The following is a 21,550-nucleotide window of genomic DNA, read 5'->3' as shown; positions in this document are numbered from 1 at the left end:
GGTGACTTGTTTTTTCTGTTGGGTTATGGGTGTCCGCGCTGTTCCGGTGGGCGGGGGGCGCGTGGTTGCGTTGGGCCCGGCCGGTGGGGGGCGCCCCCCCCCCCCCCCACGCTTCCGTCCGCGCCGGGTGCCTACGGGGCTCGGCCCCGGCGGTCCGCGTCCTGCCGCCGTACCCCGGTCACGGCGCGTTCGCGCAGGTGGGACGGCATCGGACCGGTATCCCACCCGTATCGCACACGCATTCGAAATTTGGTCTATGGTGGGGGTGGGGTGACTGGGAACAGATGTTCGAGAGTCGGTGAGGCTCACGAGTGCGGGAGGTGCGGGTGCCGGGTTTCACGCATCTGCACACCGTCTCCGGGTTCTCCCTCCGCTACGGAGCCACCCACCCGGAGCGGCTGGCCGAGCGTGCCTCCGAGCGGGGGATGGACGCCCTCGCGCTCACCGACCGCGACACCCTCGCCGGCACGGTCCGCTTCGCCAAGGCCTGCGCGCAGGCCGGCGTCCGCCCGCTGTTCGGCGTGGACCTGGCGGTTGCGGGCCCCGGCCCCGTACGCGGGAACGGTCCCGGCGGCAACGGCCCCGGCGGCAACGGCCCCGGCCGGGACGCGCAGGTGCGCGGAGAGGCCCGCGCGGGCCGGGAGAGGCGCCGTACCCCCGTGCGTGGGGGCGCCTTCATCGACGAGTCGACACCCCGCGTCACCTTCCTCGCCCGGGACGGCGCCCGGGGCTGGGCCGACCTGTGCTGGCTCGTCACGGCGGCGCACGCGGGGGAGGGCGCCCCCCTGCTGCCCTGGGCCGGCAACGCGGGGGACGGCCTGACCGTCCTGCTCGGCCCCGGCTCCGACGTCGGCCGCGCGCTCGCCGCCGGGCGCCCCGACCGCGCCGCCCGGCTCCTGGTCCCCTGGCGGGAGATCTACGGCGACGCCCTGCGCCTCGAAGCCGTCTGGCACGGCCGCCAGGGCACCGGCCCCGGTTCGCTGCGGCTGGCCGCCCGCACCCTGGGCTTCGCCGCCGAGCAGCGTGTCCGGCCCGTGCTCAGCAACGCCGTCCGGTACGCCGACGCCGGGGCCGGCCCGGTCGCCGACGTCCTGGACGCCGCCCGTCGGCTCGTGCCCGTCGATCCCGCCGGGGAGCTGGACTCCGGTGAGGCATGGCTCAAGGACGGCGACGCCATGCTCCAGGTGGCGGGGCGGATCGTGGAGGCCGCCGGCTTCCGGCGTGACACCGCCCACCGGCTGCTGGAACAGACCCGGGCGACGGCCGCAGAGTGCCTCGTCGACCCCGAGGACGACCTCGGCATCGGCACCGTCCACTTCCCCGAGCCGCACCTGGTCGGCGCCGGCCGCCGCACCGCCCAGCGCGCGCTCGCCTCACGGGCGGCGGCCGGCATGGTGCGGCTCGGCTACGACACCCGGCGCGCGTACTGGGAGCGGGCGCACCGGGAGCTGGACATCATCGCCCACCACGGTTTCGCCTCCTACTTCCTGACCGTCGCCCAAGTGGTGGACGACGTACGGAAGATGGGCATCCGCGTCGCGGCGCGCGGGTCCGGCGCGGGCAGCCTGGTCAACCACCTGCTCGGCATCGCGCACGCCGACCCGGTCGAGCACGGGCTGCTGATGGAGCGCTTCCTGTCCAAGCGCCGCCAGGTGCTGCCCGACATCGACATCGACGTGGAGTCCGCGCGCCGCCTGGAGGTCTACCGCGCGATCATCGGCCGCTTCGGCACCGAGCGGGTGGCGACGGTCGCGATGCCGGAGACGTACCGGGTCCGGCACGCGATCCGTGACGTGGGCGCGGCCCTGTCCATGGACCCCGCCGACATCGACCGCATCGCCAAGTCCTTCCCGCACATCCGTGCCCGCGACGCCCGCGCGGCGTTGGCGGAACTGCCCGAACTCAAGTCACTGGCAAGGGAGTTCCGGCAGGAGGACACGAAGTCCGGAAAGCTCTGGGAGTTGGTCGAGGCCCTCGACGCCCTCCCGCGCGGAATCGCGATGCACCCCTGTGGGGTCCTGCTCTCCGACGCCACCCTCCTGTCCCGTACGCCGGTCGTGCCGACCAGTGGCGAGGGGTTTCCCATGGCGCAGTTCGACAAGGACGACGTCGAGGACCTCGGGCTGCTCAAGCTCGACGTGCTGGGCGTGCGGATGCAGTCGGCGATGGCCCACGCGGTCGCGGAGACGGAACGGGCGACGGGGGAGCGGATCGACCTGGACGCCGTGCGTCCCGACGACCCGGCGACGTACGCACTCATCCGCTCCACCGAGACGCTGGGCTGCTTCCAGATCGAGTCGCCGGGCCAGCGGGACCTGGTGGGGCGCCTCCAGCCGGCCACCTTCCACGACCTGGTCGTCGACATCTCGCTCTTCCGGCCCGGCCCGGTCGCCGCCGACATGGTGCGGCCGTTCATCGAGGCGCGGCACGGGCGGGCGCCGGTCCGCTGTCCGCACCCGGACCTGGAGCGGCCGCTCAAGGAGACGTACGGAGTCGTCGTCTTCCACGAGCAGATCATCGACATCGTCGACATCATGACCGGCTGCGGGCGCGACGAGGCGGACCGGGTGCGGCGCGGGCTGTCCGACCCGGAGTCGCAGGGACGGATCCGGTTCTGGTTCGCGCAGCACGCGGCGGCCAACGGCTACGACGTGGAAACGATTCAGCGGACCTGGGGGATCGTCGAGGCCTTCGGCTCCTACGGCTTCTGCAAGGCGCACGCGGTCGCCTTCGCCGTACCGACGTACCAGTCGGCGTGGCTCAAGGCGCACCATCCGGCCGCCTTCTACGCCGGGCTGCTGACCCACGACCCGGGGATGTACCCCAAGCGGCTGCTGCTGGCGGACGCGCGGAGGCGCGGGGTGCCGATCCTGCCGCTGGACGTGAACCGGTCGGCGGTCACCCACCGTATCGAACTGGTGTCTGAATCAGGGGTCTGGGGGCTCCGGCTGGCCCTCTCCGACGTCTACGGCATCAGTGAGGCCGAGGCGGCGAGGATCGCCGACGGGCAGCCGTACGCCTCGCTGCTCGACTTCTGGGAACGGGCCCGGCCCAGCCGCCCGCTGGCCGGACGGCTCGCGCAGGTCGGCGCGCTGGACGCGTTCGGCGCCAACCGCCGTGACCTGCAACTGCACCTGGCCGAGCTGCACCGCGGCGGCCGCGGCGCGGGCGGCGGCCAACTCCCGCTGTCCGGTGGGCGGGAGACCGCACCGGCCGGGCTGCCCGACCTCTCCTCCGCGGAACGGCTCAGCGCCGAACTGGGCGTGCTGTCCATGGACGCCTCGCGCAACCTGATGGACGACCACCGGGATTTCCTCGACGAACTGGGCGTGGTGCCGGCACGCAGACTGCGCGAGGCACGGCACGGGGAGACGGTCCTGGTCGCGGGTGCCAGGGCGGCCACCCAGACCCCGCCGATCCGGTCCGGCAAGCGGGTCATCTTCACCACCCTGGACGACGGCACCGGCCTGGTCGACCTCGCCTTCTTCGACGACTCCCACGACGCCTGCGCCCACACCGTCTTCCACTCCTGGCTGCTGCTGGTGCGCGGGGTGGTGCAGCGCCGGGGCCCGCGCAGCCTCAGCGTGGTCGGCGCGGCCGCCTGGAACCTCGCCGAACTGGTCGAACTGCACGGCGAGGGCGGCATGGACGCGGTGGCGGCCCGGCTCGCCCGGCCGGCGCCAACGGGGGAGCCGGCGGGCGCCCCGGACGACGGAGACAAAGCGAGCCGGGCCCGGCTCGCCGGATCGGACGGGCGGCCCGCGCCGGCCGGCTCCGCCGCCCAGGACCCGATGGAGGCCGCTCGCGGCCGCACCATCCGGATGTCGACCGGCTACGAGATGCACCCGTGGGCGGATCTGCGACCGGCGGGCGAAGAGCCCGCGAAAACAAGGAAGTTGTGGCACCAGAGCCCGGGGAGTGCGGGATGACCTCCTCCGCGTACGTTTCCGGCTGCCTCCGACCCGCGAGGCCCCCCTGCCGTAACTGCTCGGCCTGCTCGGGGAGTTCATGCCGGTCGTCGAGGCGCTGCCCCCGGACGGGACGCCGGCCGATCTGCGGGGCGTCGAGCGGTACTTCGGGCGGAGCCCGGACGAACCGGCCTCGGCGATCCGGGTACGGCGGTGGCGCCGCACGGGGTCGACTGCCTGCTCGGCGCCGGGCCCGGCCCGCTGCCGGCCCGGACGGCACTGCGCGACGCCCGGCCCGGAACGACGTGCGTGGTGCCCGGGGGGCCGGACCGCGTCGCGGGGTTCCTCGCCGGCCGGCCCGTCATCGCGCTGCCCCGCCCACGGCCTCAGTTGGCCCACGGCGGGACGATCCGTGTGCCGTCCGCGAGTTCCGCCTCCAGGCCGACGGAGGTGGTGACCCAGGCGACGGCGGTCCGGTCGGTGGGATTCTCGATGCCCACGGTGGACCCGGAGTTGATGATCAGGGTGTCCCCGGCGCAGAGCGGACCCGTCTCGCCGTCGAGGGTGACCAGGAGCTCACCGCTGAGCAGATGGAGGATCTCCTCCCGGTTGACGGTGTGCGCGGGGGCCCTGGTGCCGGCGGGGATCTCGCCCCGCCAGGCGCACAACTCCCTGCTCCCGGTGCGCGGGGTGGCGTACGAGACGAAGCGGGCGCCGTGGATCTCGTGGGTGACGGCCTCGGACGAACGAACGACGGGCATGGGTGTGCCTCCTGGACTCGTGTGTTCTCGGGTGGTCCGCGTGCCCACGGACGTTCCGCGCACTGTCCGGCACCATCCGTGAGCAGATGGTCAAGCAGCTTGACTATATGGCCATGGTCAAGCTGCTTGACCGATTAGTCAAGGGTGTTTCAATGCAGTCGTGCAGAACTCCGAGGCCATGGCCCTGTCCGCCGCGCTGCTCGCCGTCGCCGGCGACCTCACCCAGCGCATCCATGACGGCGTGGTCGCCCGCGGCTTCGAGGGGCTGCGCCCCGCACACGGCTTCGCCTTCGCCCGGCTCGCCCCCGGCGGGGCGACGGTCACCGACCTCGCCGCCCACCTCGGCGTGACCAAGCAGGCCGCGAGTCAGTTGGTCGAGGAGATCGTGCGGAAGGGCTACGCCGAGCGCCGGCCGCACCCCGGCGACGCCCGGGCCCGGCTGGTCGTACTGACCGAGCGGGGGCTGGCGTGCACCCGGGCGGCCGAGGCGGCCGCGGCGACGGTCGTGCGGGAGTGGGCGGAGTTGCTCGGCGAGGGTGAAGTGCGGGTGTTGTGCCAACAATTGGGGCGCATCGCACCCTATGGTCCGATCAAGCCTGCCTGGTGACGGTTCATTGGTGATTGGCCGACCTGACCGAGGGCACCCAAGCGATCGGCGCCGGTCAGCGCCAGTTATCACTGGAAGTTTTTACTGACGCGTAACTTCACAGTTCTGCTACTCATCCGTAACTTGACGAGTGAACAGCATTCCTCGTGATCCGGATCACAGGGCGTAAGGCCGTCGCACCTCCCGTGAGCCGCTAGGAGATCACTCGATGCTGCCCTGGAAACGAGCGCTCAGACCCCTCGCCGCACTGCTGCTGACCGCAGCCGTCGCCGTCGTCCCCGCCGCCACCGCCCACGCCGCCGCCCCCAGCCGGGGGTCCCTCAGCGCGAGCGAAGCCGGGAGTGGGGGAGGCTGGAACGACTACTCCTGCAAGCCGTCCGCCGCCCACCCCCGTCCCGTCGTCCTCGTGCACGGCACGTTCGCGAACTCCGTGGACAACTGGCTCGTCCTCGCGCCCTACCTGAAGGACCGCGGGTACTGCGTCTTCTCCTTCGACTACGGCCAACTGCCCGGCGTCCCCGCCTTCTACGGCCTCGCCCCCATCGACAAGTCGGCCGAGCAGCTCAAGACCTTCGTCGACAAGGTGCTCGCCGCCACCGGCACCGCCGAGACCGACCTCGTCGGCCACTCGCAGGGCGGGATGATGCCCCGCTACTACCTGAAGTTCCTCGGCGGAGCCGCCAAGGTGAACGCCCTCGTCGGCATCGCGCCCGACAACCACGGCACCACCCTGTCCGGCCTCGCCAAGCTGCTGCCGTACTTCCCCGGCGCCGCCGACCTGCTCTCCACCGCCACCCCCGCCCTCGCCGACCAGGTCGCGGGCTCCGCCTTCCTCACCAGACTCAACGCGGGCGGCGACACCGAGCCCGGCGTGCACTACACGGTCCTCGCCACCCAGTACGACGAGGTCGTCACGCCGTACCGGAGCCAGTTCCTCAGCGGGTCCGACGTGCACAACGTCCTGCTCCAGGACCTGTGCCCGCTCGACCTCTCCGAGCACGCGGCGATCGGACTGATCGACCGGATCGCCTTCCACGAGGTGGCCAACGCGCTCGACCCGGCGCACGCCACCGCCACCACCTGCGCGTCCGTCTTCGACTGACGTCCGCCGGGGCCTGACCGACCTGAGCCGCCGGTCAGGCCCCGGAGTCCGGGTCAGCGGCCGTGCCGCCCGCCGCTCACCGCCCGTCGGCGGACCGAGGCGAACAGCGCCGCCGCGCCCAGCGCCGGGGCGGCCGCGCCGCCGACCGCGAGACACGGCGGGCGGCCATGGGAGATCTCCTCGGAACCGGTACGGGGGGTGCCGGAACCAGGAAAACGTGAGAACGCCTGCCGGAGGAGTGTCCCGGCGATCTTTAGGGCCCTCTTAAGGCGCTGCTCAGGCTGCGATGAGGCAGGTAGCGTGCGAGACGTGACCGACGACGAGATCCGGGCGGCCGTCGCCGCCGACGTGCCGGCGGTGAAGGCCGTCACCGACGCCGCCTATCTGCCCTACCTCCCCCGCATCGGCGTCGTGCCGCAGCCCGTGGGCGCGGACCACGCGGCGGACGTGGCCGCGGGAAAGGTGTTCGTGACCGGCGATCCCGTGCTCGGGCTCGTCGTGGTCGAGGCGCGCGAGGACCACCTGTTCCTCGACAGCATCGCCGTCCACCCCGACGCGCACGGCAGGGGAGTGGGACGGCGGCTGCTGCGGTTCGTGGACGCACACGCGCGGGCGCTCGGCCTGAGCGAGGTCAGGCTCTGCACGAACGTGCTGATGTGGGAGAACCAGCGGATCTACCCGAAGTACGGGTACGAACTCCAGGGACGGCGGACCGAGGGGCCCTACGACCGCCTCCAGTACCGCAAGCGGCTGGACTGAGCGGGGCGGGTCAGCCGTCCGGCCACCAGGTGCGCGCGATGTCCTTACGGACCTCGGGGCGCGCCGCGGGACGCTCCTCGGCCTCCTCACGGACCCGGCGGGTGTCCGACTTCCTCAGGGGCCTCTGCACTTTCACACGGCGCATGGCTGCCTCCTTCAGCGTCTACCGGGTTCCGCGTTCTCACGGAGGTAGACCCTTTCGGGGAGAGTTCCTCATCGGCGCCGGTCTGTCAGTGGCGGCTGTCACGTTCCACTGTCAGTGGCGGGTGTCACTCTGGGCCCATGACGACGAACGACGCGAGGGCAGCCGCCGGGGCGGACGTGGACTGGGACGACCGGGCCGCCTCCTTCGACGAGGAGCCGGACCACGGACTGCGTGACGCCGGAGTGCGCCTGGCCTGGGCCGGCCGGCTCCGTGACTGGCTGCCCGCGGCCGCCTCCGACGTCCTCGACCTCGGCTGCGGCACCGGCAGCCTCTCCCTCCTCGCCGCCGAACAGGGACACCGCGTCACCGGCGTGGACAGCTCGCCCGCCATGGTGGACCTCGCCCGCGCCAAGCTCGCCGGCCGTGACGCCGCGTTCCTGACCGGTGACGCGGCGGCACCGCCCGTGGGCGAGCAGCGCTTCGACGTGATCCTCGTCCGGCACGTGCTGTGGACGCTGCCCGACCCGGGCCGGGTCCTGCGCCACTGGCGGGAGCTGCTGCGCCCCGGCGGGCGGTTCGTGCTGGTCGAGGGCGTGTGGGGGGCCCTCGACCCGGTCGGCATACCGGCGGACCGCCTCACCGGCCTGCTCACACCCCTCGCACGGGACGTACGCCTGGAGCGACTCTCCGACGAGCCCCGCCTGTGGGGCAAGGACGTGACGGACGAGCGGTACGCGGTGGTGGCGGTGACGGCCGGGTCGTAGGCGCGGCCGGCGGCCGGAACCGGCCTCCGGGCCTCCGGGCCCCCGGGCCCCCGGGCCCCCGGGCCCCCGGGCCCCCGGGCCTCCGGGCCTCCGGGCCTCCGGGCCTCCGGGCCTCCGGGCCTCCGGGCCCCCGGCCTCCGGGCCTCCGGGCCCCCGGCCTCCGGGCCTCCGGGCCCCCGGCCTCCGGGCCCCCGGCCTCCGGGCCCCCGGCCTCCGGGCCCCCGGCCCCCGGCCTCCGGGCCCCCGGCCTCCGGGCCCCCGGGCCCCCGGCCTCCGGGCCTCCGGGCCCCCGGCCTCCGGGCCTCCGGGCCTCCGGGCCCCCGGCCTCCGGCCTCCCCGCGCCCCCCTACGCCAGCAGCGCGCCGAAGTCCTCGTCGGCTCGGGCCAGTGCCTCCAGTTCGTCGAGCGCGGCCCTCGCGGCGGCCGCCGCCGGCGGGTCCGACTCCGGCAGGCCGCTGTCGGCGAACTCGTCCTCGTCCAGCCGCCGTACGTCGGAGCCGTCGGCGGAGCGCCACAGGTCCAGGTCGAGGTCCTCCACGACGAGTTCCGTCGCCGTCCGGACGGCCGGGCGGGTGACGTCGCAGTACCAGCCCTTCAGCGCGCCCGCGCCGTCCCGGACCTCCTTCACCGCGTACCACCGGTCGCGCCAGTAGTACTCGGTGAACACGTCGCCCGGTTCGAACCGCACGAAGCCGAAGTCCCGGACACCGTCACCCGCCCAGGGCGCCCGCACGGCGACGCGGACGCCGTCGTCGGCGAGCACCTCCGCCGCGTAACGGATCTTCGTGCGACCCGCCTTGACGAGCACGACGTCCAACCGGGCCGTCCCCTCAGCCGAGTTCGCGGACATGGCGCACCTCCGTGGCGCAGATCTCGTAGCCGAACCATCTGTTGATCGCGAGCATCGGCTCGTTGCCCGCGTCGTTGCCCGTGAACGCCTCCGTGTACCCCGCCGCGCGGGCCCGGTGCAGCGAGTGGTTCTTGGCGAGCTTGGCCAGCCCCCGGCCGCGGAAGGCGCGGGCGGTACCGGTCATCACGGTGCCGTAGCGGGTGCCGCCGTCGGTGCGCGCCGCGCTGAAGGCGGCGGGGCGGCCGCCGACGACCGCGACCGAGGTCAGGTCGTGACGGAACAGCGGATGACGCCAGGTCTCCTCCAGCCAGACCTCGTAGTCGGTGAACTCCTGCTGCACGTCGCTCGGTTCGTCCGCCAGCGTCGCGGCGTCGAGCTCGAACAGCGGCCGGGGATCGCCGGCGAAGTCGGCTCCGGTCCGCAGTTCGACACCCGGGGGCGGCTCCCGGAGCGGCGGCAGTGTGCCGTGCGCCAGGTCCAGCCGGAGGAAGTGCGCCGAGCGGCTCGCGGTGTACCCGTGCCGCTCGGCGAAGGCGCGGTCGGCGGGTTCGTCCAGGACCCAGCTGAACAGCCGGGTCGCGCCCGCGTCGCCCAGGTACTCCTCGGCGGTGCGCACCAGCAGTGAGCCCGCCCCGCGCCGGGTGCGCTCCGGATGCACGTACACGTTGACGTAGCCCTGGCCTGGCTGCGGACTGTCGTGGACGAGACCGACCTGGGCGGTGCCGATCACCTCGCCGTCCTCCTCCGCGACCAGGGGGCGGTAACGGGAGGCCGGGTGGGCGTGGTCGAGGTCGTGGAGGACGGACTCCGGGGTGAACAGGACGAAGGGCAGCGCCAGCTTCCGGACGCGGGCGAAGCCGTCCAGGTCGGCTCGCGCTCCGCGACGCAGCTCGCGCACGATCACTGTCATGGGGGCGCACGGTACGGGGGAAACCCGTCCCGGTGCCTCTCATTTTCCGGCCCGCGTGGGCGACAATCGCTGCGTGACCTTGAAGATCCGTATCGATGACAGTGCCCCGCCGTTCGAGCAGGTGCGTGCGCAGATCTCCGGGCAGGCGCGGGCGGGCGTACTGCCGGTGGGGTACCGGCTGCCGACCGTGCGCGGGCTGGCCGAGTCGCTCGGGCTGGCCGCCAACACGGTCGCCAAGGCGTACCGCGCGCTGGAGACGGACGGTGTGATCGAGACCCGGGGGCGCAACGGGACGTTCGTCGCCGCCGCCGGCTCGGCCGCCGAGCGTGAGGCGGCGGCGGCCGCGCAGGCGTACGCGGAGCGGGTGCGCCGGCTGGGCCTGGACGAGAACGCGGCCCTGGCCTCGGTACGCGACGCCCTGCGGGCGGCTTACGGCACGGAGTGACGGCGAGCGGACCGGACGCCGTCTCACGGAGTGCGGGTCGTCCTGAGCCCCGACGCCTGGGCCACTCGCGCGAAGGTCACCGCGTCCCCGACGGCGGCCGCGTCGGGGTCGTTGTTGAAGTACGCGTACACGTCGTCCCCGGCCCGCCAGGTGGCCGCGATCCGCTGCGCCCAGGTGGTCAGGGACCGCCGGCCGTAGTGCGGCCACGCCCGGGCGCGGCCCTGGTGGAAGCGGACGTACCCCCAGCCGGTGGTCCGCCACAGCGGAGTCGCCGGACGCGCCCGCACGTCGGCCCAGCACAGTGCCGCGCCCCGCTTCTCCAGCACCCCGCGGACCGCGGGTGTCCACCACGTCTCGTGCCGCGGTTCGACCGCGACCCGGGTGCCGGCCGGGAAGCAGGCCAGGCAGGCGTCCAGCAGCTCCGCGTCGGCACGCAGGGTCGGCGGCAACTGGAGCAGCACCGGTCCCAGCCGGTCGCCGAGCCCCTCCGCACGGCTCATCAGCCGCTGTACCGGCTCCTGCGGCTCCCGCAGCCGCCTGATGTGGGTCAGATAGCGGCTGGCCTTGACGGCGACCACGAAGTCCGGCGGGGTCCGCTCCCGCCACGCCTCGAAGGTCTCGCGGGCGGGCAGCCGGTAGAAGGCGTTGTTGACCTCGACCGTCGCGAAGTGCCGCGCGTACTCCTCCAGCCACAGGCGGGTGGGACATCCGGCGGGGTAGAACGCACCCCGCCAGTCCTTGTACTGCCACCCCGACGTGCCGACGAACAGGGTCATACGTCCATCAAAACACTCCGGGCGCCGTGCTACAGGTACAGCCCCGCGTCCACCCCGCCGCGCGGCTCCGGCAGCGAGGCCGGGGAGGTGCCCCGGCGCAGCGCGAACAGCTCGGCCAGCGAGTTGCCCTCGCGGCCCACGCCCTCCTCCGTCCCCAGCCAGGTCACCGACTCCCGGCGGGTGAGCGCCCCCACCTCGATCCGGGCCAGGCAGCGGCCGGGCCGTACGACGGCGGGATGCAGGCGCTCCAGGTCCTCGTTGGTGGTGACGGCCACCAGGACGTTGCGGCCCTGGCCCAGCAGGCCGTCCGTCAGGTTCAGCAGCCGGGACAGGGCCTGGCCGGCGGTGTGCTTGGCCTCCCCGCGGATCAGCTCGTCGCAGTCCTCCAGCAGCAGCAGCCGCCAGCGGCCCTTGCCCGCCGCGTCCTCCTCGCCGATCGCGATGTCCATCAGATAGCCGACGTCGGAGAAGAGCCGCTCCGGGTCCAGCACGCAGTCCACCTGGCACCAGTCCCGCCAGGAGCGCGCCAGGGTGCGCAGCGCCGAGGTCTTGCCCGTGCCCGGCGGGCCGTGCAGGAGCAGCAGCCGGCCCGCGATGTCCTCGGGGGTGGTCTTCATCAGGCGGTCCATCGCGTCCGCCACCGGCGCGGTGTAGTTGGGGCGGATCTCGTCCCAGGTGCCGGCGGAGATCTGCCGGGTGGTGCGGTGCGGTCCGCGCCTCGGGGACACGTACCAGAACCCCATCGTGACGTTCTCCGGCTGGGGTTCGGGTTCGTCGGCGGCGCCGTCCGTGGCCTGGTCGAGGATCTTCGCGGCGAGTTCGGCGGTGGTCGCCGTCACCGTGACGTCGGCGCCCCGGTTCCAGCGCGAGACCAGTAGGGTCCAGCCGTCGCCCTCGGCCAGGGTGGCGCTGCGGTCGTCGTCGCGGGCGATGCGCAGTACCTGCGCGCCCGGCGGCAGCAGGGTGACCCCGGACCGCACCCGGTCGATGTTGGCCGCGTGCGAGTACGGCTGCTCGCCCGTCGCGAAGCGGCCGAGGAACAGCGCGTCGACGACGTCGGACGGGGAGTCGCTGTCGTCGACGTTGAGCCGGACCGGCAGCGCGTCGTAAGGGTTCACAGACATGCCGCCATGATCCGGCACGGGGGCGCCGTGTGCACCCGCTTTCCGGACCGCGCCGCTCGCGTCGGCCGCGTCACGTCCCCACCGCCCCGGCCGGCCGGCGTCACCTCCGGCCGGCCCACGCCACCCCCGTCCCCTCAGCGGCGGAGCACCGCGCCGGTCGCCGTCCGCCCGGCCCGCCGTGCCCCGCGCAGCACGGCGTACCCCTTGGTCAGGGCGCGGTCCCGGGCGAAGGCGCGGGCGATCCCGCGCCCTTCGACCAGCCGCTCGAACTCGGCGAGGTCCGTGCCACGGCGCACGGTCACCCGCCGCAGGGCGTACGGTCCCTGCCGGCGCCGGGCCGGCGCGTTGCCGACGGTGAGCGCCTGGCCGTATCCCGCGCCGCGCACCGCCTGCCGGACCCGGCGGTTCGAGTAGCCGTAGGGGTAGGCGAACGAGGCGGGTGCGCGGCCCAGTTGGTCCCCGACGATCTCCCGGCACCGGACCAGTTCGGTGCGCAGCCGGTCGTCGTCGAGCTGGTCGAGCTGCGGGTGGGTGTGGCTGTGCCCGCCGATCTCGACGCCGGTGGCTGCCAGTTCGCGGACCTGGTCCCAGTCGAGCATGGTGTCGAGGCCGCCGCCGGTGTCGTGCGGGCCGCGCAGCCAGCCCGTGGTCACGAACAGGGTGGCCGGGAAGCCGTGTTCGGCGAGCGCGGGGAGGGCGTGGCGGTGCACACCCTCGTAGCCGTCGTCGAAGGTGATCAGCACCGGCCGTTCGGGCAGCGGGCGGCCCGAGCGCCAGCAGGCCGCCAGCGCGGCCGTGCCGACCGGCGTGCGGCCCGACTCCGCGATCAGTGCCATCTGCCGTGCGAAGGCGTCCGGGGTCACCGAGAGCGCGCGTGTGGCGTCGTTCGGGTCGGCGGCGACCGCGTGGTACATGAGGATCGGCACCGGCGTCTCACTCATGTGCCGCTCCCACCGGGGGCGTCGCCCGGAGGGTGACGTTGCCCCGGCGCGCCCGGACACTGCCGACCAGGTATCCGCCGGCCGCGGTGAGCAGCCCCGCGACGATGGCGCCGGCCCGTCCCGCACCGCCCGGCCGAGCCAGCAGGGCGTCCCGCAGCCCCCGGGCCACACCGGCCGGCAGGACCCGGGTGGTGTAGCGGCGCTCCGTCTCAAGTCCCTTGCCGGCGCCGACACTTCGCGCCACGAGTGCCTTCGACAGGCCCTCGGCGTAGCTGCGCGCGCGGAAGTACGCGAAGTGCTCGCGTGCGGCCGGGACCCGGTGATGGATCACCGCCCGGTCGTCGACCAGCAGGATCGCGTCGGGTCTGACACGGCTGAGGCGGATGCAGAGTTCCGTCTCCTCGCAGCCCAGCGGGCGTTTGTCGCCGTCGCGTCCGAGGCCGGTCGCGAAGCCGCCCGCCGCGTCGAAGGCCGTACGGCGGAACGAGGCGTTGCCGCCGAGGACGTTGCGGACCCGGGCCCGGCCCGGGGGGAGGCCCCGGTAGGTGCAGCCCACCACCCAGTCGAACTCCTCCGGGAACCAGGCGGGCCGGCTGCCCGAGGCCCAGACCGGCAGCACCCGTCCGCCGACGGCCATGACCCGTGGGTCGGCGAAGCTCTCGGCGAGGTGCCGCAGCCAGTCGCGTTCGGCCACCGCGTCGTCGTCGAGGAAGGCCACCACGGCGCCGTACGAGGCGGCGATCCCGGTGTTGCGGCCGGCGGACAGGCCGCGCACGCCCGCGTTGGCGAGCACCCGCACCTCGTGGGCTTCCCCGTAGTGCCGGGACAGCCGGTCGAGGAGGACCGGGTTGTGGTCGACGACCAGCAGGGTCTCCACGGCCGGCCGGGACTGCGCCAGGACCGAGGAGACCGCCGCGAGGATGTCCTCCCAGCGGTCCTCGGTGTAGGCGCAGATCACGACGGAGATGTCGGGATCGCTCACGAGAGCTCTCCCGGGAGGGAGTCGAGCATCGGCGAGTGCGGCGCCCGGCGGCGCAGGGCGCGCCGGTTGGACCGCTCCCGGAGGATGACGCGCAGCACTCTGAGTCCGTCGCGCACGGCGCGCAGGTTGCTGGTGCCGTGGATGCGGAGGTACTCGTGGCTGGGTATCTCCTGCACCCTGAGTCCGGCCTTGACCACCCGGATGTTCATCAGGGTCTCCACCTCGAAGCCCGTGCAGTCGAGGTCGATCTTGTCGAGGCAGTGCCGCCAGAAGGCGTTGTACCCGTAGCAGAGGTCGGTGTAGCGGGCGCCGAACTTGCGGTTGACGACCGTGCACAGTGCCCGGTTGCCGAGCTTGCGCACGGGCGTCATGTCGTCCGTGCCGCCGCCGTTGGCGAAGCGGGACCCCTTGGCGAAGTCCGCGCCCGAGACGAGGGCGGAGACGTACGACACGATCTCGCCGCCGTCGGCCGAGCCGTCCGCGTCGATCATCACGATGATGTCGCCGGTGCACGCCTCGAATCCGCTGGTGAGCGCGTCCCCCTTGCCCTTGCCGTGCTGTTCGACGACTTTCACGGCGGGCCACAGCGCGCGGGCCACCCCGATGGTGTCGTCGGTGGAGTTGCCGTCCACCAGGACCACTTCGTGGATCCAGTCCGGAAGGGTCCTGAAGACGTAGGGGAGATTCTCGGCCTCGTTCATGGCGGGAATCACCACACTCACCGGTGGCGCGATGGCCAGGTGTGAGGAGACGGGCCGGTACTGGGCGGCCGTGGACGGTTGCTGTCCCGTGGTCGCCGGCTGCAGAACAGAGCTCATGAGTCTGGTCCCTCTCGTCCGGTGGACCGCCCGCCCCTGGGCGGTCCGGCTCATGTCCGGTTCGAAAGGGGGGTTCTCACTCGGGGCAGCACGGAACGGAACTCCGTGCGACGCCGGGTGAGCTGGCAAAACTGGCCGTCTGCCGGAATCGGCAGCCGGTCTCGCGGCACGGCCCGGTCACGTGTGCGGTCACCGGGCACGGCACCCCCCTACCGCGCCCCGCGCCGGATTCCGTCGCGGTCCCGAGCCCTCCCCTGGAGCCGCTTGATGACGGGCCGATGCGGGTGAGATGTACGACGGTATTGATGATTGGGCAAGTATGGCAAGACGTGGAACTAGGCCTCACGGTTTTTGTTGGTTTGACCGTTACCGCCCGCTGATTGTTCATGTCTTGACCGGATTTGACACGTCCGCTTACCTGTTCGCCCCATTGGGGTGATCGACAGGTGTGGACGCGGGGCGCGAGGCTGCCTGACGCCCCCTCGGAAAAGCCTCCGAACAGGGGGCGTTTCCGAGAATTCTTGGCATGGACACTTCCGTTCAACACGCGTAGTTGCTACGACGGTTATGGCAGAGATCCTGCTAAAGGGAGGTTCCATGAGACGTTCCCGACTTGCCGCATACGTCAGCTCACTCCTCCTCGCCGCCGGCATCGCCCTCACCGGGGCAACCACGGCCCAGGCGTCCCAACTCGTCGCCACAGGCGGCTATGTGGCGCTCGGTGACTCCTACTCCTCCGGGGTCGGAACGGGCAGCTACATCAGCTCCAGCGGCGACTGCAAGCGCAGCACGAAGGCCCATCCCTATCTCTGGGCCGCCGCGCACTCACCCTCGTCCTTCGACTTCACCGCCTGCTCGGGCGCCCGAACGGGTGATGTTCTGGCCAACCAGCTCACCCCGCTCAGCGCCTCCACCGCCCTCGTCTCCGTCAGCATCGGCGGCAACGACGCGGGCTTCGCCGACGTCATGACGACCTGTGTGCTCCAGTCCGACAGTTCCTGCCTGGACCGGATCGCCACCGCCCGGGCGTACGTCGACTCGACGCTCCCCGGCAAGCTCGACAGCGTCTACTCCGCCATCCGCACCAGGGCACCGAGCGCCCGCGTCGTCGTCATCGGCTACCCCCGCTTCTACAAGCTCGGCACCACCTGCCTCGGCCTCTCCGAGACGAAGCGGAAGGCGATCAACGACGCCGCCGACTACCTCGACACCGCCATCGCCGCCCGGGCCGCCAGCCACGGCTTCACCTTCGGCGACGTCCGCACCACCTTCGCCGGCCACGAGATCTGCTCCGGCGACTCCTGGCTGCACAGCGTCAACTGGCTCAACATCGGGGAGTCGTACCACCCGACCGCGGCCGGCCAGTCCGGCGGCTACCTGCCCGTACTGAACAGCGCGGCCTGATTCCCTACGGACTGACCGAAGCGGAAACAGAGGGGGAGGCCCCGCCCGACGGGGTCTCCGCCACACAGGTGACCGAGAAGGGGACCGGGTTGGACGTCGTGCGCACCGGATCACGGACCTCGACGCTGATCGCGTTCTCGATCGTCCCGCTCTCGTCGTACGTCGTCACGAACGCCCGGTCCTGCCTGGTCCGCCCGCCACCCGCGGGGAACGACAGCGTCTTCCAGCCGCTGTCCATCAGGTGACCGTCCCGCGACACCCAGCGGTAGCTCACCCGCGCCGGCAGCCGGCCGACCGTGATGGTCGCCGTGAACGCCGGCGCCTGGCCGTTCGGCGGCGGGCACGTCCCCGAGTACTCGGTGTGCGCACCCGTCAGCGTGACCTGGACGGACTGGGCGGGCGGCGCGCTCGACGGGCCGCGGCTGCGGCTCGGGGAGGACGCCGGAGCCTCCCCCGCCGAGTCCCCGCTGCCGGTGGTGGGACCCGAGTCCACGCCCACACTGCTGCTGCCGGACGGCCGCCCCTCGTTTCCGGCGCCGCCTCCGTCGTGGTTCAGCAGGACGTAGGTCAGTCCGGCGATCGCCAGCGCGAGGACCGCGAGGCCGGCGACGAACGCCACGACCGCACGCCGGTCGCGGCCGGGCCGGGGCGCCGCCGTGGTCGTGCCGGACCCGTACGCCGCGGTGGACGGGGACGGGGAAGGCGGCGGGGGCTCCGACGACCAGGACTCGGGCCGGCCCGTCGTCGTCGGGGTGTAGGGGGCCGCCCGCAGCGGGTCCGCGCGCGGTGCGCCGCCCGCGGCGACGGCCCGCAGGTCCTGTTCGGCCCGGTCGGCCGGCAGCCGCTCCGCCGGATCCTTGCGCAGCAGCCCCTCGATGACCGGAAGCAGCGGCCCCGCCCGGCGCGCCGGCGGCAGTTCCTCGTCGACGATGGCCCGCAGGGTGCTGAGCGGAGTGTCCTGGCGGAAGGGCGAGTTGCCCTCGACCGCCGCGTACAGCAGCACCCCCAGTGACCACAGGTCGGACTCGGGTCCGGGCGTACGGCCCAGCGCCCGCTCCGGGGCCAGGAACTCGGGCGACCCGATGACCTCGCCGGTCATGGTCAGCGCCGAACTGCCCTCGACCGTCGCGATCCCGAAGTCGGTGAGCACCACCCGGCCGTCGTTCGACAACAGGACGTTGGCCGGTTTCACGTCCCGGTGCAGCACCCCGGCCGCGTGGGCGGCGCGCAGCGCGGCGAGCACCTCCGCACCGATGTGCGCGGCGCGCCGCGGGTCGAGCGGGCCCTCCGCCTCCAGCGCGTCGGCCAGGGACACGCCGCGGACCAGCTCCATCACGATCCAGGGGCGGCCGTCCTGTGTGGCCACGTCGTACACCGTGACCACGTTGCGGTTGGCGACCCGGGCCGCCGCCCACGCCTCGCGCTCCAGTCGGGCGTACAGCCGCTCGACCTCGGAGTCCGGCAGGCCGGCGGGCGCGCGCACCTCCTTGACCGCGACCTCGCGGTGCAGCACCTCGTCACGGGCACGCCACACGGTTCCCATGCCGCCCTCACCGAGCGGCGACAGAAGGCGGTAGCGGCCGGCGATCAGCCGTTCACCGCCAGGTTCTCCGGACACGCGCGTCCCCCCTCCGTCTCGGCGTGATCTCCCCACAAAAGTAGCTCAGCCGAGTACTGATGCCGCCCCCTTGAGCACGAGTCCCGCTCCCAGCGCGAGCACCACGAGCGCCGACGCGAGGGGCGCGGTCCGGCGCACCAGGACCGTCAGCCGGCCGGCCGCCCAGCGCGGCCGCCGCTCCAGGGCCCGGGTCATCCCGGTCCCCAGCCTGACCACGGCGAAGCCGGCCGCGGTGAGCGTGAGGGCGAGACCGACGCCGTACGCGACGACGAGCAGCAGCCCGAACCATGCCTGGCCGAGCGCCGCCGCGCCGACGAGCACCACGACGGCGGACGGACTCGGCACGAGACCGCCGGCGAAGCCGAGGAGGATCGTGCCGCGGAGGGTGGGCGCGGTGGCGTGGGTGTGCGTGAAGCCGCCGTGCGTGTGCTCCACGGCGTGGGGGCCGTGCGGGTGGTCGTGGGGGTGCTCGTGATCGTCGTGCCCGTGCCCGTGCCCGTGCGTGTGCCCGTGCCCGTGGTCCGGGTGGTGGTCGTGCTCGTGGGGGCGTGCCGAGTCGTGGGTGTGGCCGGGGGCGTGCTCCGGCGCGTGCTCGTCGGAGGCCGCCCGGCCGTGCGCGGCGACGAGAACCGGCGTGCGCTCCAGGGCATGGGCGTGAGCGTGGGCTTCGACGTCGTCGTGGGGGTGACTGTGGCCGTGTTCACTCGCGTGCTCGTGCGGCCGCCCGTGGTCATGCCCGTGGTCATGCCCGTGATCATGGTTGTGGTCGTGCCGGTGCCCCTGGATGGTCCGGGGCTCCTGGTGGCGGGGGCGGTTGCGCCAGGCCCTGCGCAGGAGGGTCGTGCCCGCGCAGGTGACCAGGACGCCGCTCGCGATGCCCAGCCAGGCGATCACCGAGGGCGTCGCCGCCGAACCGGCCGTGACCAGGAGGCCGAGGCCGACCACGCCCAGCGTGTGGGTGATGGTCACCGAGGCGGCCAGCGGCAGGACGTCCTTCATCCGGGCCTTGCCGCCCCGAGCGGCAGCCGTGGCGGCCATGAGGGTCTTGCCGTGCCCCGGGGCGAGCGCGTGCATCGCGCCGAGGACCACGGCGATGAGCAGGGCCAGCGCGGCGAAGCCGAGGGTGAGGTCGTGCCGGGCGACCAGGGAGTCCAGGGCCCGGGTCCAGCGGTCGGCGCCCCGGGGCAGGACGGAGGCCGCCGGGGCGTCCGGCCGCTCCTCGGAGAGGGCGGGGCCGCCCGGGCGCACGCGCAGGGAGGCGGTCGCGGTGTCCGCGGGGGAGGAGAGCAACTCCTTCGGATACACGGTCAGTTCGTGGGACACCGAGGTCTTCGGCACGTCCGTCGCGGTGAGCGTCATCCGGTCGCCGCGCGCGGTGATCTCCCGCCAGCCCGGGCCGGTGGTGGCGCCCGCGCTGTGGAAACCGAGGGTGACGGAGTCGCCGGCGGGCAGCGCGGCGGTCAGCCGGCACTCCACCCGCAGGGTGTTCAGCCCGGCCTGACCGGGCCGCAGACGCGCGCGGCTGGTGGCGACGGTGAGCGGGACGGTACGGCCGTCAGCGGTGACCTTGCTGCCCTCGGCGGCCTTGACGCACCGCTGCCGCGCCCACTCGGTCGTGCCGAGCCGTTCCAGGTCCGGCTTCGCCTGGGTCGCGGGGATCTCGGCGAGGTCCTCGACGTGGTCGACGCGCAGCGTGCCGGGGGCGGCCACGAGACCGTCGTACCGGTTGACGGTGAAGTTCCCGAGCGGGTGCGCGCTCGCGGCCCCCGCGGGAAGCAGCGCGAGTCCGGCGGCGGCGGTCAGGACGGCCGCGCCGGCGGCGAGGCGGCGGGCCCTCACCGGGCGGATCCCAGCGCGGTACGGGCCGCGCGTGCGCCGAGCGGGGAGAAGCCGGGGTTCAGTTCCAGGGCCGCACGCAGCGAGGCGCGGGCCGCGGTGCCGTGGCCGGTGGCGCGTTCGATCATGCCGCGGTGGTAGAGGAAGGAGGCGTTGTGGTAGCCGGTGGCCGTGGCCCGGCGGGCGTACGGCAGGGCCTGCGCGTCACGGCCGTTGACGTGCAGGGCCCAGGCGAGCGCGTCCGCGGTGTGCACGGTGTGCCGGCGGGCCCACTCGGCGCGGGCCGCGCGCAGGGCCGCCTTCCGGTCGCCGTGGTCGGCCGCGGCGAGCGCGGTGTCGAGGTCGGCGTTGACGCCGTTGGCGCGCGCGAGCGCGATCCAGGCGTCGACCAGGGCGTACTGGTCGCCGGCCCGGGCGCGGTCGCCGGAGCCGCCGCGCTGCTCGTACAGCTCGCCGAGTTCGACGAGCGGGCCGGGCAGCGGGAAGCGGGAGACGACGTCCTCCATGTCGCGGATCGCGCCGGCCCGGTCACCGCTCGCGGCCTCGGCGCGGGCGCGGCCCTCCAGCGCGGGGAGGTAGTTCTCGTCGGCGGCCAGGGCGCGCGCGTAGCGGTTCAGCGCGGTCTTGTAGTCGCCCTGGTTCCAGGCGAGTTGGCCCAGGGCCGAGGCCACGTAGGAGATGTCACCGGGCGTGGAGGCGGTGGCGAGGGCGTGCTCCAGGACGCGGCGGGCGGTGCCGACGTCACCCCGCAACTCCCGTACGTAGGCGTACCGGGTGAACACCGGGATGCCCGGCCGCCGGGCGTCGGCGGTGTCCGCGGCCTTCGACGCGTCGGCGTAGCGGCCGAGTTCGACGAGGGCGTCGATACGGGAGCACAGGGCGCGTTCGCTGTAGGGGTTCTCGGCGAGGACCCGGTCGGCGTAGGCCAGGGCGTTCTCGAAGTCGTGGCGGGCCGCGGCGAGGGCGGCGCGGCCGGAGAGGGCCTGCTCGTTGTCCGGCTTCAGGTCGAGGGAGCGTTTCAGTGCCTGCTCGGCCTGCGGATAGCGGGAGGGGTCCCCCTTGGTGCGGGCCTGCTCGACGTACGCGAGACCGAGCGTGGCCCAGCCGCCGAAGTCCTTGGGCTGGGCCCGGAGATGGGCCTGCAGGGCGGTGATGCTCGCGTCGAGGCCGCCGCTGGACAGCAGCGCCGGGGAGAGGCCGGCGGGCGCGGCCGCGACGGCGGCCGTCCCGCCACCGTCCCGCACGGCTCCGAGCGCGATGGATCCGGCGGTCAGCGCCACGGCCAACAGGGCCGCGCACCCGGCGAGTTGAGCGACCCGCCACCGCCGGCCGGCCGCACCGACCCGCCGTACGGCGACGACCCGCGAATCACCGGCGGCGGCAGCGGAGACGACGTCGGTGCCTTCTTCGACGGGCGTCCCCGCGGCCACCTCGCTGCCCTCTCCGGCGGGCGTCCCGGCGGCCACCTCGGTTTCCGGCGGTTCGCCGGCCCCGGACTCCGGGGCCGCCGTCTCGGGGGCCGCCGTCTCCGGCGTCGCCGTCCCGGAGGTCGCCACGAGGGTGGCGTCGGGGCCGGGACCGGCGGTCGACTCGGCCCCGGTGTCCTCGCGGGCACCCGGGCCGCTCCGGCCGACGGCGTCACTCCCGGCGGCGTGAGGGAGGTGCGGGCCGGTGGCGGCGGCCGGTTCCGCGCCGCGCTCGCGCCCGGCCGGTGCGGCCGGCTCGTCGCCGTGCCCGCTCTCCGGTGCGCTGTCGTTCGTACGCGGGGCCATGCCCTCTCCTCGGTCGCCTGGGGTGCTT

19 protein-coding genes and 2 pseudogenes are annotated in these 21,550 nt (G+C 73.8%); 8 read left to right on the top strand and 13 right to left on the bottom strand.

Annotation, left to right across the window (positions count from 1 at the left end; translation table 11 throughout):
* The first annotated feature begins 326 nt into the window (after nucleotides 1–326).
* Both AC07AZ_RS33080 and AC07AZ_RS33075 read left to right on the top strand, forming a co-directional pair.
* Nucleotides 327–3,929, top strand: a complete 3,603-nt coding sequence (locus AC07AZ_RS33080) for a DNA polymerase III subunit alpha (protein WP_478854363.1) — start codon at nucleotides 327–329, stop codon at nucleotides 3,927–3,929.
* 55 nt (nucleotides 3,930–3,984) lie between these two features.
* Nucleotides 3,985–4,283 (top strand): annotated as a pseudogene (locus AC07AZ_RS33075) (hypothetical protein); the annotation flags it as partial.
* Between the two features lie 11 nt (nucleotides 4,284–4,294).
* Here the strand turns inward: AC07AZ_RS33075 and AC07AZ_RS33070 are convergent.
* Nucleotides 4,295–4,669: a cupin domain-containing protein gene (locus tag AC07AZ_RS33070; protein WP_478854361.1), complete on the bottom strand. Its 375-nt coding sequence runs from the start codon at nucleotides 4,667–4,669 to the stop codon at nucleotides 4,295–4,297.
* Between the two features lie 160 nt (nucleotides 4,670–4,829).
* On the opposite strand from AC07AZ_RS33070, the gene AC07AZ_RS33065 reads away from it, so the two are divergent.
* The gene (locus tag AC07AZ_RS33065) at nucleotides 4,830–5,276 is read left to right on the top strand and encodes a MarR family winged helix-turn-helix transcriptional regulator (protein ID WP_478854359.1); all 447 of its coding nucleotides are present in this window, start codon (nucleotides 4,830–4,832) and stop codon (nucleotides 5,274–5,276) included.
* A gap of 208 nt (nucleotides 5,277–5,484) precedes the next feature.
* Nucleotides 5,485–6,378: an esterase/lipase family protein gene (locus tag AC07AZ_RS33060; protein WP_478854357.1), complete on the top strand. Its 894-nt coding sequence runs from the start codon at nucleotides 5,485–5,487 to the stop codon at nucleotides 6,376–6,378.
* 53 nt (nucleotides 6,379–6,431) lie between these two features.
* Here AC07AZ_RS33060 and AC07AZ_RS33055 read toward each other — a convergent pair.
* A pseudogene (locus tag AC07AZ_RS33055) lies at nucleotides 6,432–6,536 on the bottom strand (chitin-binding protein); the annotation flags it as partial.
* Between the two features lie 151 nt (nucleotides 6,537–6,687).
* On the opposite strand from AC07AZ_RS33055, the gene AC07AZ_RS33050 reads away from it, so the two are divergent.
* Nucleotides 6,688–7,137, top strand: coding sequence for a GNAT family N-acetyltransferase (locus AC07AZ_RS33050; protein ID WP_478854355.1), 450 nt, complete (start codon nucleotides 6,688–6,690; stop codon nucleotides 7,135–7,137).
* 10 nt (nucleotides 7,138–7,147) lie between these two features.
* On the opposite strand, the gene AC07AZ_RS33045 is transcribed toward AC07AZ_RS33050, so the two are convergent.
* Complete coding sequence (locus AC07AZ_RS33045) at nucleotides 7,148–7,282, bottom strand: hypothetical protein (protein WP_478854353.1); 135 nt, start codon at nucleotides 7,280–7,282, stop codon at nucleotides 7,148–7,150.
* Nucleotides 7,283–7,419: 137 nt separating this feature from the next.
* On the opposite strand from AC07AZ_RS33045, the gene AC07AZ_RS33040 reads away from it, so the two are divergent.
* The gene (locus AC07AZ_RS33040; RefSeq protein WP_478854351.1) at nucleotides 7,420–8,046 is read left to right on the top strand and encodes a class I SAM-dependent methyltransferase; all 627 of its coding nucleotides are present in this window, start codon (nucleotides 7,420–7,422) and stop codon (nucleotides 8,044–8,046) included.
* A 346-nt stretch (nucleotides 8,047–8,392) separates the two neighbouring features.
* Here AC07AZ_RS33040 and AC07AZ_RS33035 read toward each other — a convergent pair whose 3' ends face one another.
* Both AC07AZ_RS33035 and AC07AZ_RS33030 read right to left on the bottom strand, forming a co-directional pair.
* Complete coding sequence (locus tag AC07AZ_RS33035) at nucleotides 8,393–8,896, bottom strand: ribonuclease FAU-1 family protein (RefSeq protein WP_478854349.1); 504 nt, start codon at nucleotides 8,894–8,896, stop codon at nucleotides 8,393–8,395.
* A complete protein-coding gene (locus AC07AZ_RS33030; RefSeq protein ID WP_478854347.1) occupies nucleotides 8,877–9,806 on the bottom strand; it encodes an N-acetyltransferase family protein in 930 nt (309 codons plus the stop codon). Before AC07AZ_RS33030 ends, AC07AZ_RS33035 begins: the two co-directional genes overlap by 20 nt.
* Before the next feature lie 73 nt (nucleotides 9,807–9,879).
* Between AC07AZ_RS33030 and AC07AZ_RS33025 the strand changes: the two genes are divergently transcribed.
* Complete coding sequence (locus tag AC07AZ_RS33025) at nucleotides 9,880–10,251, top strand: GntR family transcriptional regulator (protein ID WP_478854345.1); 372 nt, start codon at nucleotides 9,880–9,882, stop codon at nucleotides 10,249–10,251.
* Nucleotides 10,252–10,274: 23 nt separating this feature from the next.
* Here the strand turns inward: AC07AZ_RS33025 and AC07AZ_RS33020 are convergent, their stop codons facing one another.
* The 5 genes from AC07AZ_RS33020 to AC07AZ_RS33000 form a co-directional block, all read right to left on the bottom strand.
* Nucleotides 10,275–11,027, bottom strand: coding sequence for a DUF72 domain-containing protein (locus AC07AZ_RS33020; protein WP_478854343.1), 753 nt, complete (start codon nucleotides 11,025–11,027; stop codon nucleotides 10,275–10,277).
* 29 nt (nucleotides 11,028–11,056) lie between these two features.
* The gene (locus tag AC07AZ_RS33015) at nucleotides 11,057–12,151 is read right to left on the bottom strand and encodes a DUF5925 domain-containing protein (protein ID WP_478854341.1); all 1,095 of its coding nucleotides are present in this window, start codon (nucleotides 12,149–12,151) and stop codon (nucleotides 11,057–11,059) included.
* A 134-nt stretch (nucleotides 12,152–12,285) separates the two neighbouring features.
* Nucleotides 12,286–13,092 (bottom strand): polysaccharide deacetylase family protein, encoded by an 807-nt coding sequence (locus AC07AZ_RS33010; RefSeq protein WP_478854339.1) that lies wholly within the window; start codon nucleotides 13,090–13,092, stop codon nucleotides 12,286–12,288.
* Nucleotides 13,085–14,074, bottom strand: a complete 990-nt coding sequence (locus AC07AZ_RS33005; protein WP_478854337.1) for a glycosyltransferase family 2 protein — start codon at nucleotides 14,072–14,074, stop codon at nucleotides 13,085–13,087. The genes AC07AZ_RS33010 and AC07AZ_RS33005 overlap by 8 nt, the downstream gene beginning before the upstream one ends.
* Nucleotides 14,071–14,892, bottom strand: coding sequence for a glycosyltransferase family 2 protein (locus tag AC07AZ_RS33000; RefSeq protein ID WP_478854335.1), 822 nt, complete (start codon nucleotides 14,890–14,892; stop codon nucleotides 14,071–14,073). The genes AC07AZ_RS33005 and AC07AZ_RS33000 overlap by 4 nt, the downstream gene beginning before the upstream one ends.
* 597 nt (nucleotides 14,893–15,489) lie before the next feature.
* Between AC07AZ_RS33000 and AC07AZ_RS32995 the strand changes: the two genes are divergently transcribed.
* Nucleotides 15,490–16,296, top strand: coding sequence for an SGNH/GDSL hydrolase family protein (locus tag AC07AZ_RS32995; protein ID WP_478854333.1), 807 nt, complete (start codon nucleotides 15,490–15,492; stop codon nucleotides 16,294–16,296).
* Nucleotides 16,297–16,300: 4 nt separating this feature from the next.
* Here the strand turns inward: AC07AZ_RS32995 and AC07AZ_RS32990 are convergent, their stop codons facing one another.
* The 3 genes from AC07AZ_RS32990 to AC07AZ_RS32980 are packed head-to-tail and all read right to left on the bottom strand — an operon-like array spanning nucleotide 16,301 to nucleotide 21,522.
* On the bottom strand, nucleotides 16,301–17,914 hold the full coding sequence (locus AC07AZ_RS32990) for a serine/threonine-protein kinase (protein ID WP_478854332.1): 1,614 nt from the start codon (nucleotides 17,912–17,914) through the stop codon (nucleotides 16,301–16,303).
* Nucleotides 17,915–17,959: 45 nt separating this feature from the next.
* Nucleotides 17,960–19,753: a HoxN/HupN/NixA family nickel/cobalt transporter gene (locus AC07AZ_RS32985; protein WP_478854330.1), complete on the bottom strand. Its 1,794-nt coding sequence runs from the start codon at nucleotides 19,751–19,753 to the stop codon at nucleotides 17,960–17,962.
* Nucleotides 19,750–21,522 (bottom strand): tetratricopeptide repeat protein, encoded by a 1,773-nt coding sequence (locus AC07AZ_RS32980; protein WP_478854328.1) that lies wholly within the window; start codon nucleotides 21,520–21,522, stop codon nucleotides 19,750–19,752. The genes AC07AZ_RS32985 and AC07AZ_RS32980 overlap by 4 nt, the downstream gene beginning before the upstream one ends.
* Nucleotides 21,523–21,550 lie beyond the last annotated feature (28 nt).

The organism is Streptomyces sp. NPDC043878 (assembly GCF_056435735.1).
Note: the sequence above shows the minus strand (reverse complement) of the source record. Positions and strands in the feature narration are given on the sequence as shown.

Excerpts from the sequence above, each read along its gene's own strand:
- AC07AZ_RS33015 (WP_478854341.1), bottom strand. The coding sequence starts at position 12,151 with ATGTCTGTGAACCCTTACGACGCGCTGCCGGTCCGGCTCAACGTCGAC.
- AC07AZ_RS33020 (WP_478854343.1), bottom strand. The coding sequence starts at position 11,027 with ATGACCCTGTTCGTCGGCACGTCGGGGTGGCAGTACAAGGACTGGCGG.
- AC07AZ_RS33040 (WP_478854351.1), top strand. The coding sequence starts at position 7,420 with ATGACGACGAACGACGCGAGGGCAGCCGCCGGGGCGGACGTGGACTGG.
- AC07AZ_RS33035 (WP_478854349.1), bottom strand. The coding sequence starts at position 8,896 with ATGTCCGCGAACTCGGCTGAGGGGACGGCCCGGTTGGACGTCGTGCTC.
- AC07AZ_RS33000 (WP_478854335.1), bottom strand. The coding sequence starts at position 14,892 with ATGAGCTCTGTTCTGCAGCCGGCGACCACGGGACAGCAACCGTCCACG.
- AC07AZ_RS33045 (WP_478854353.1), bottom strand. The coding sequence starts at position 7,282 with ATGCGCCGTGTGAAAGTGCAGAGGCCCCTGAGGAAGTCGGACACCCGC.
- AC07AZ_RS33010 (WP_478854339.1), bottom strand. The coding sequence starts at position 13,092 with ATGAGTGAGACGCCGGTGCCGATCCTCATGTACCACGCGGTCGCCGCC.
- AC07AZ_RS33030 (WP_478854347.1), bottom strand. The coding sequence starts at position 9,806 with ATGACAGTGATCGTGCGCGAGCTGCGTCGCGGAGCGCGAGCCGACCTG.
- AC07AZ_RS32980 (WP_478854328.1), bottom strand. The coding sequence starts at position 21,522 with ATGGCCCCGCGTACGAACGACAGCGCACCGGAGAGCGGGCACGGCGAC.
- AC07AZ_RS33060 (WP_478854357.1), top strand. The coding sequence starts at position 5,485 with ATGCTGCCCTGGAAACGAGCGCTCAGACCCCTCGCCGCACTGCTGCTG.
- AC07AZ_RS33070 (WP_478854361.1), bottom strand. The coding sequence starts at position 4,669 with ATGCCCGTCGTTCGTTCGTCCGAGGCCGTCACCCACGAGATCCACGGC.
- AC07AZ_RS32995 (WP_478854333.1), top strand. The coding sequence starts at position 15,490 with ATGAGACGTTCCCGACTTGCCGCATACGTCAGCTCACTCCTCCTCGCC.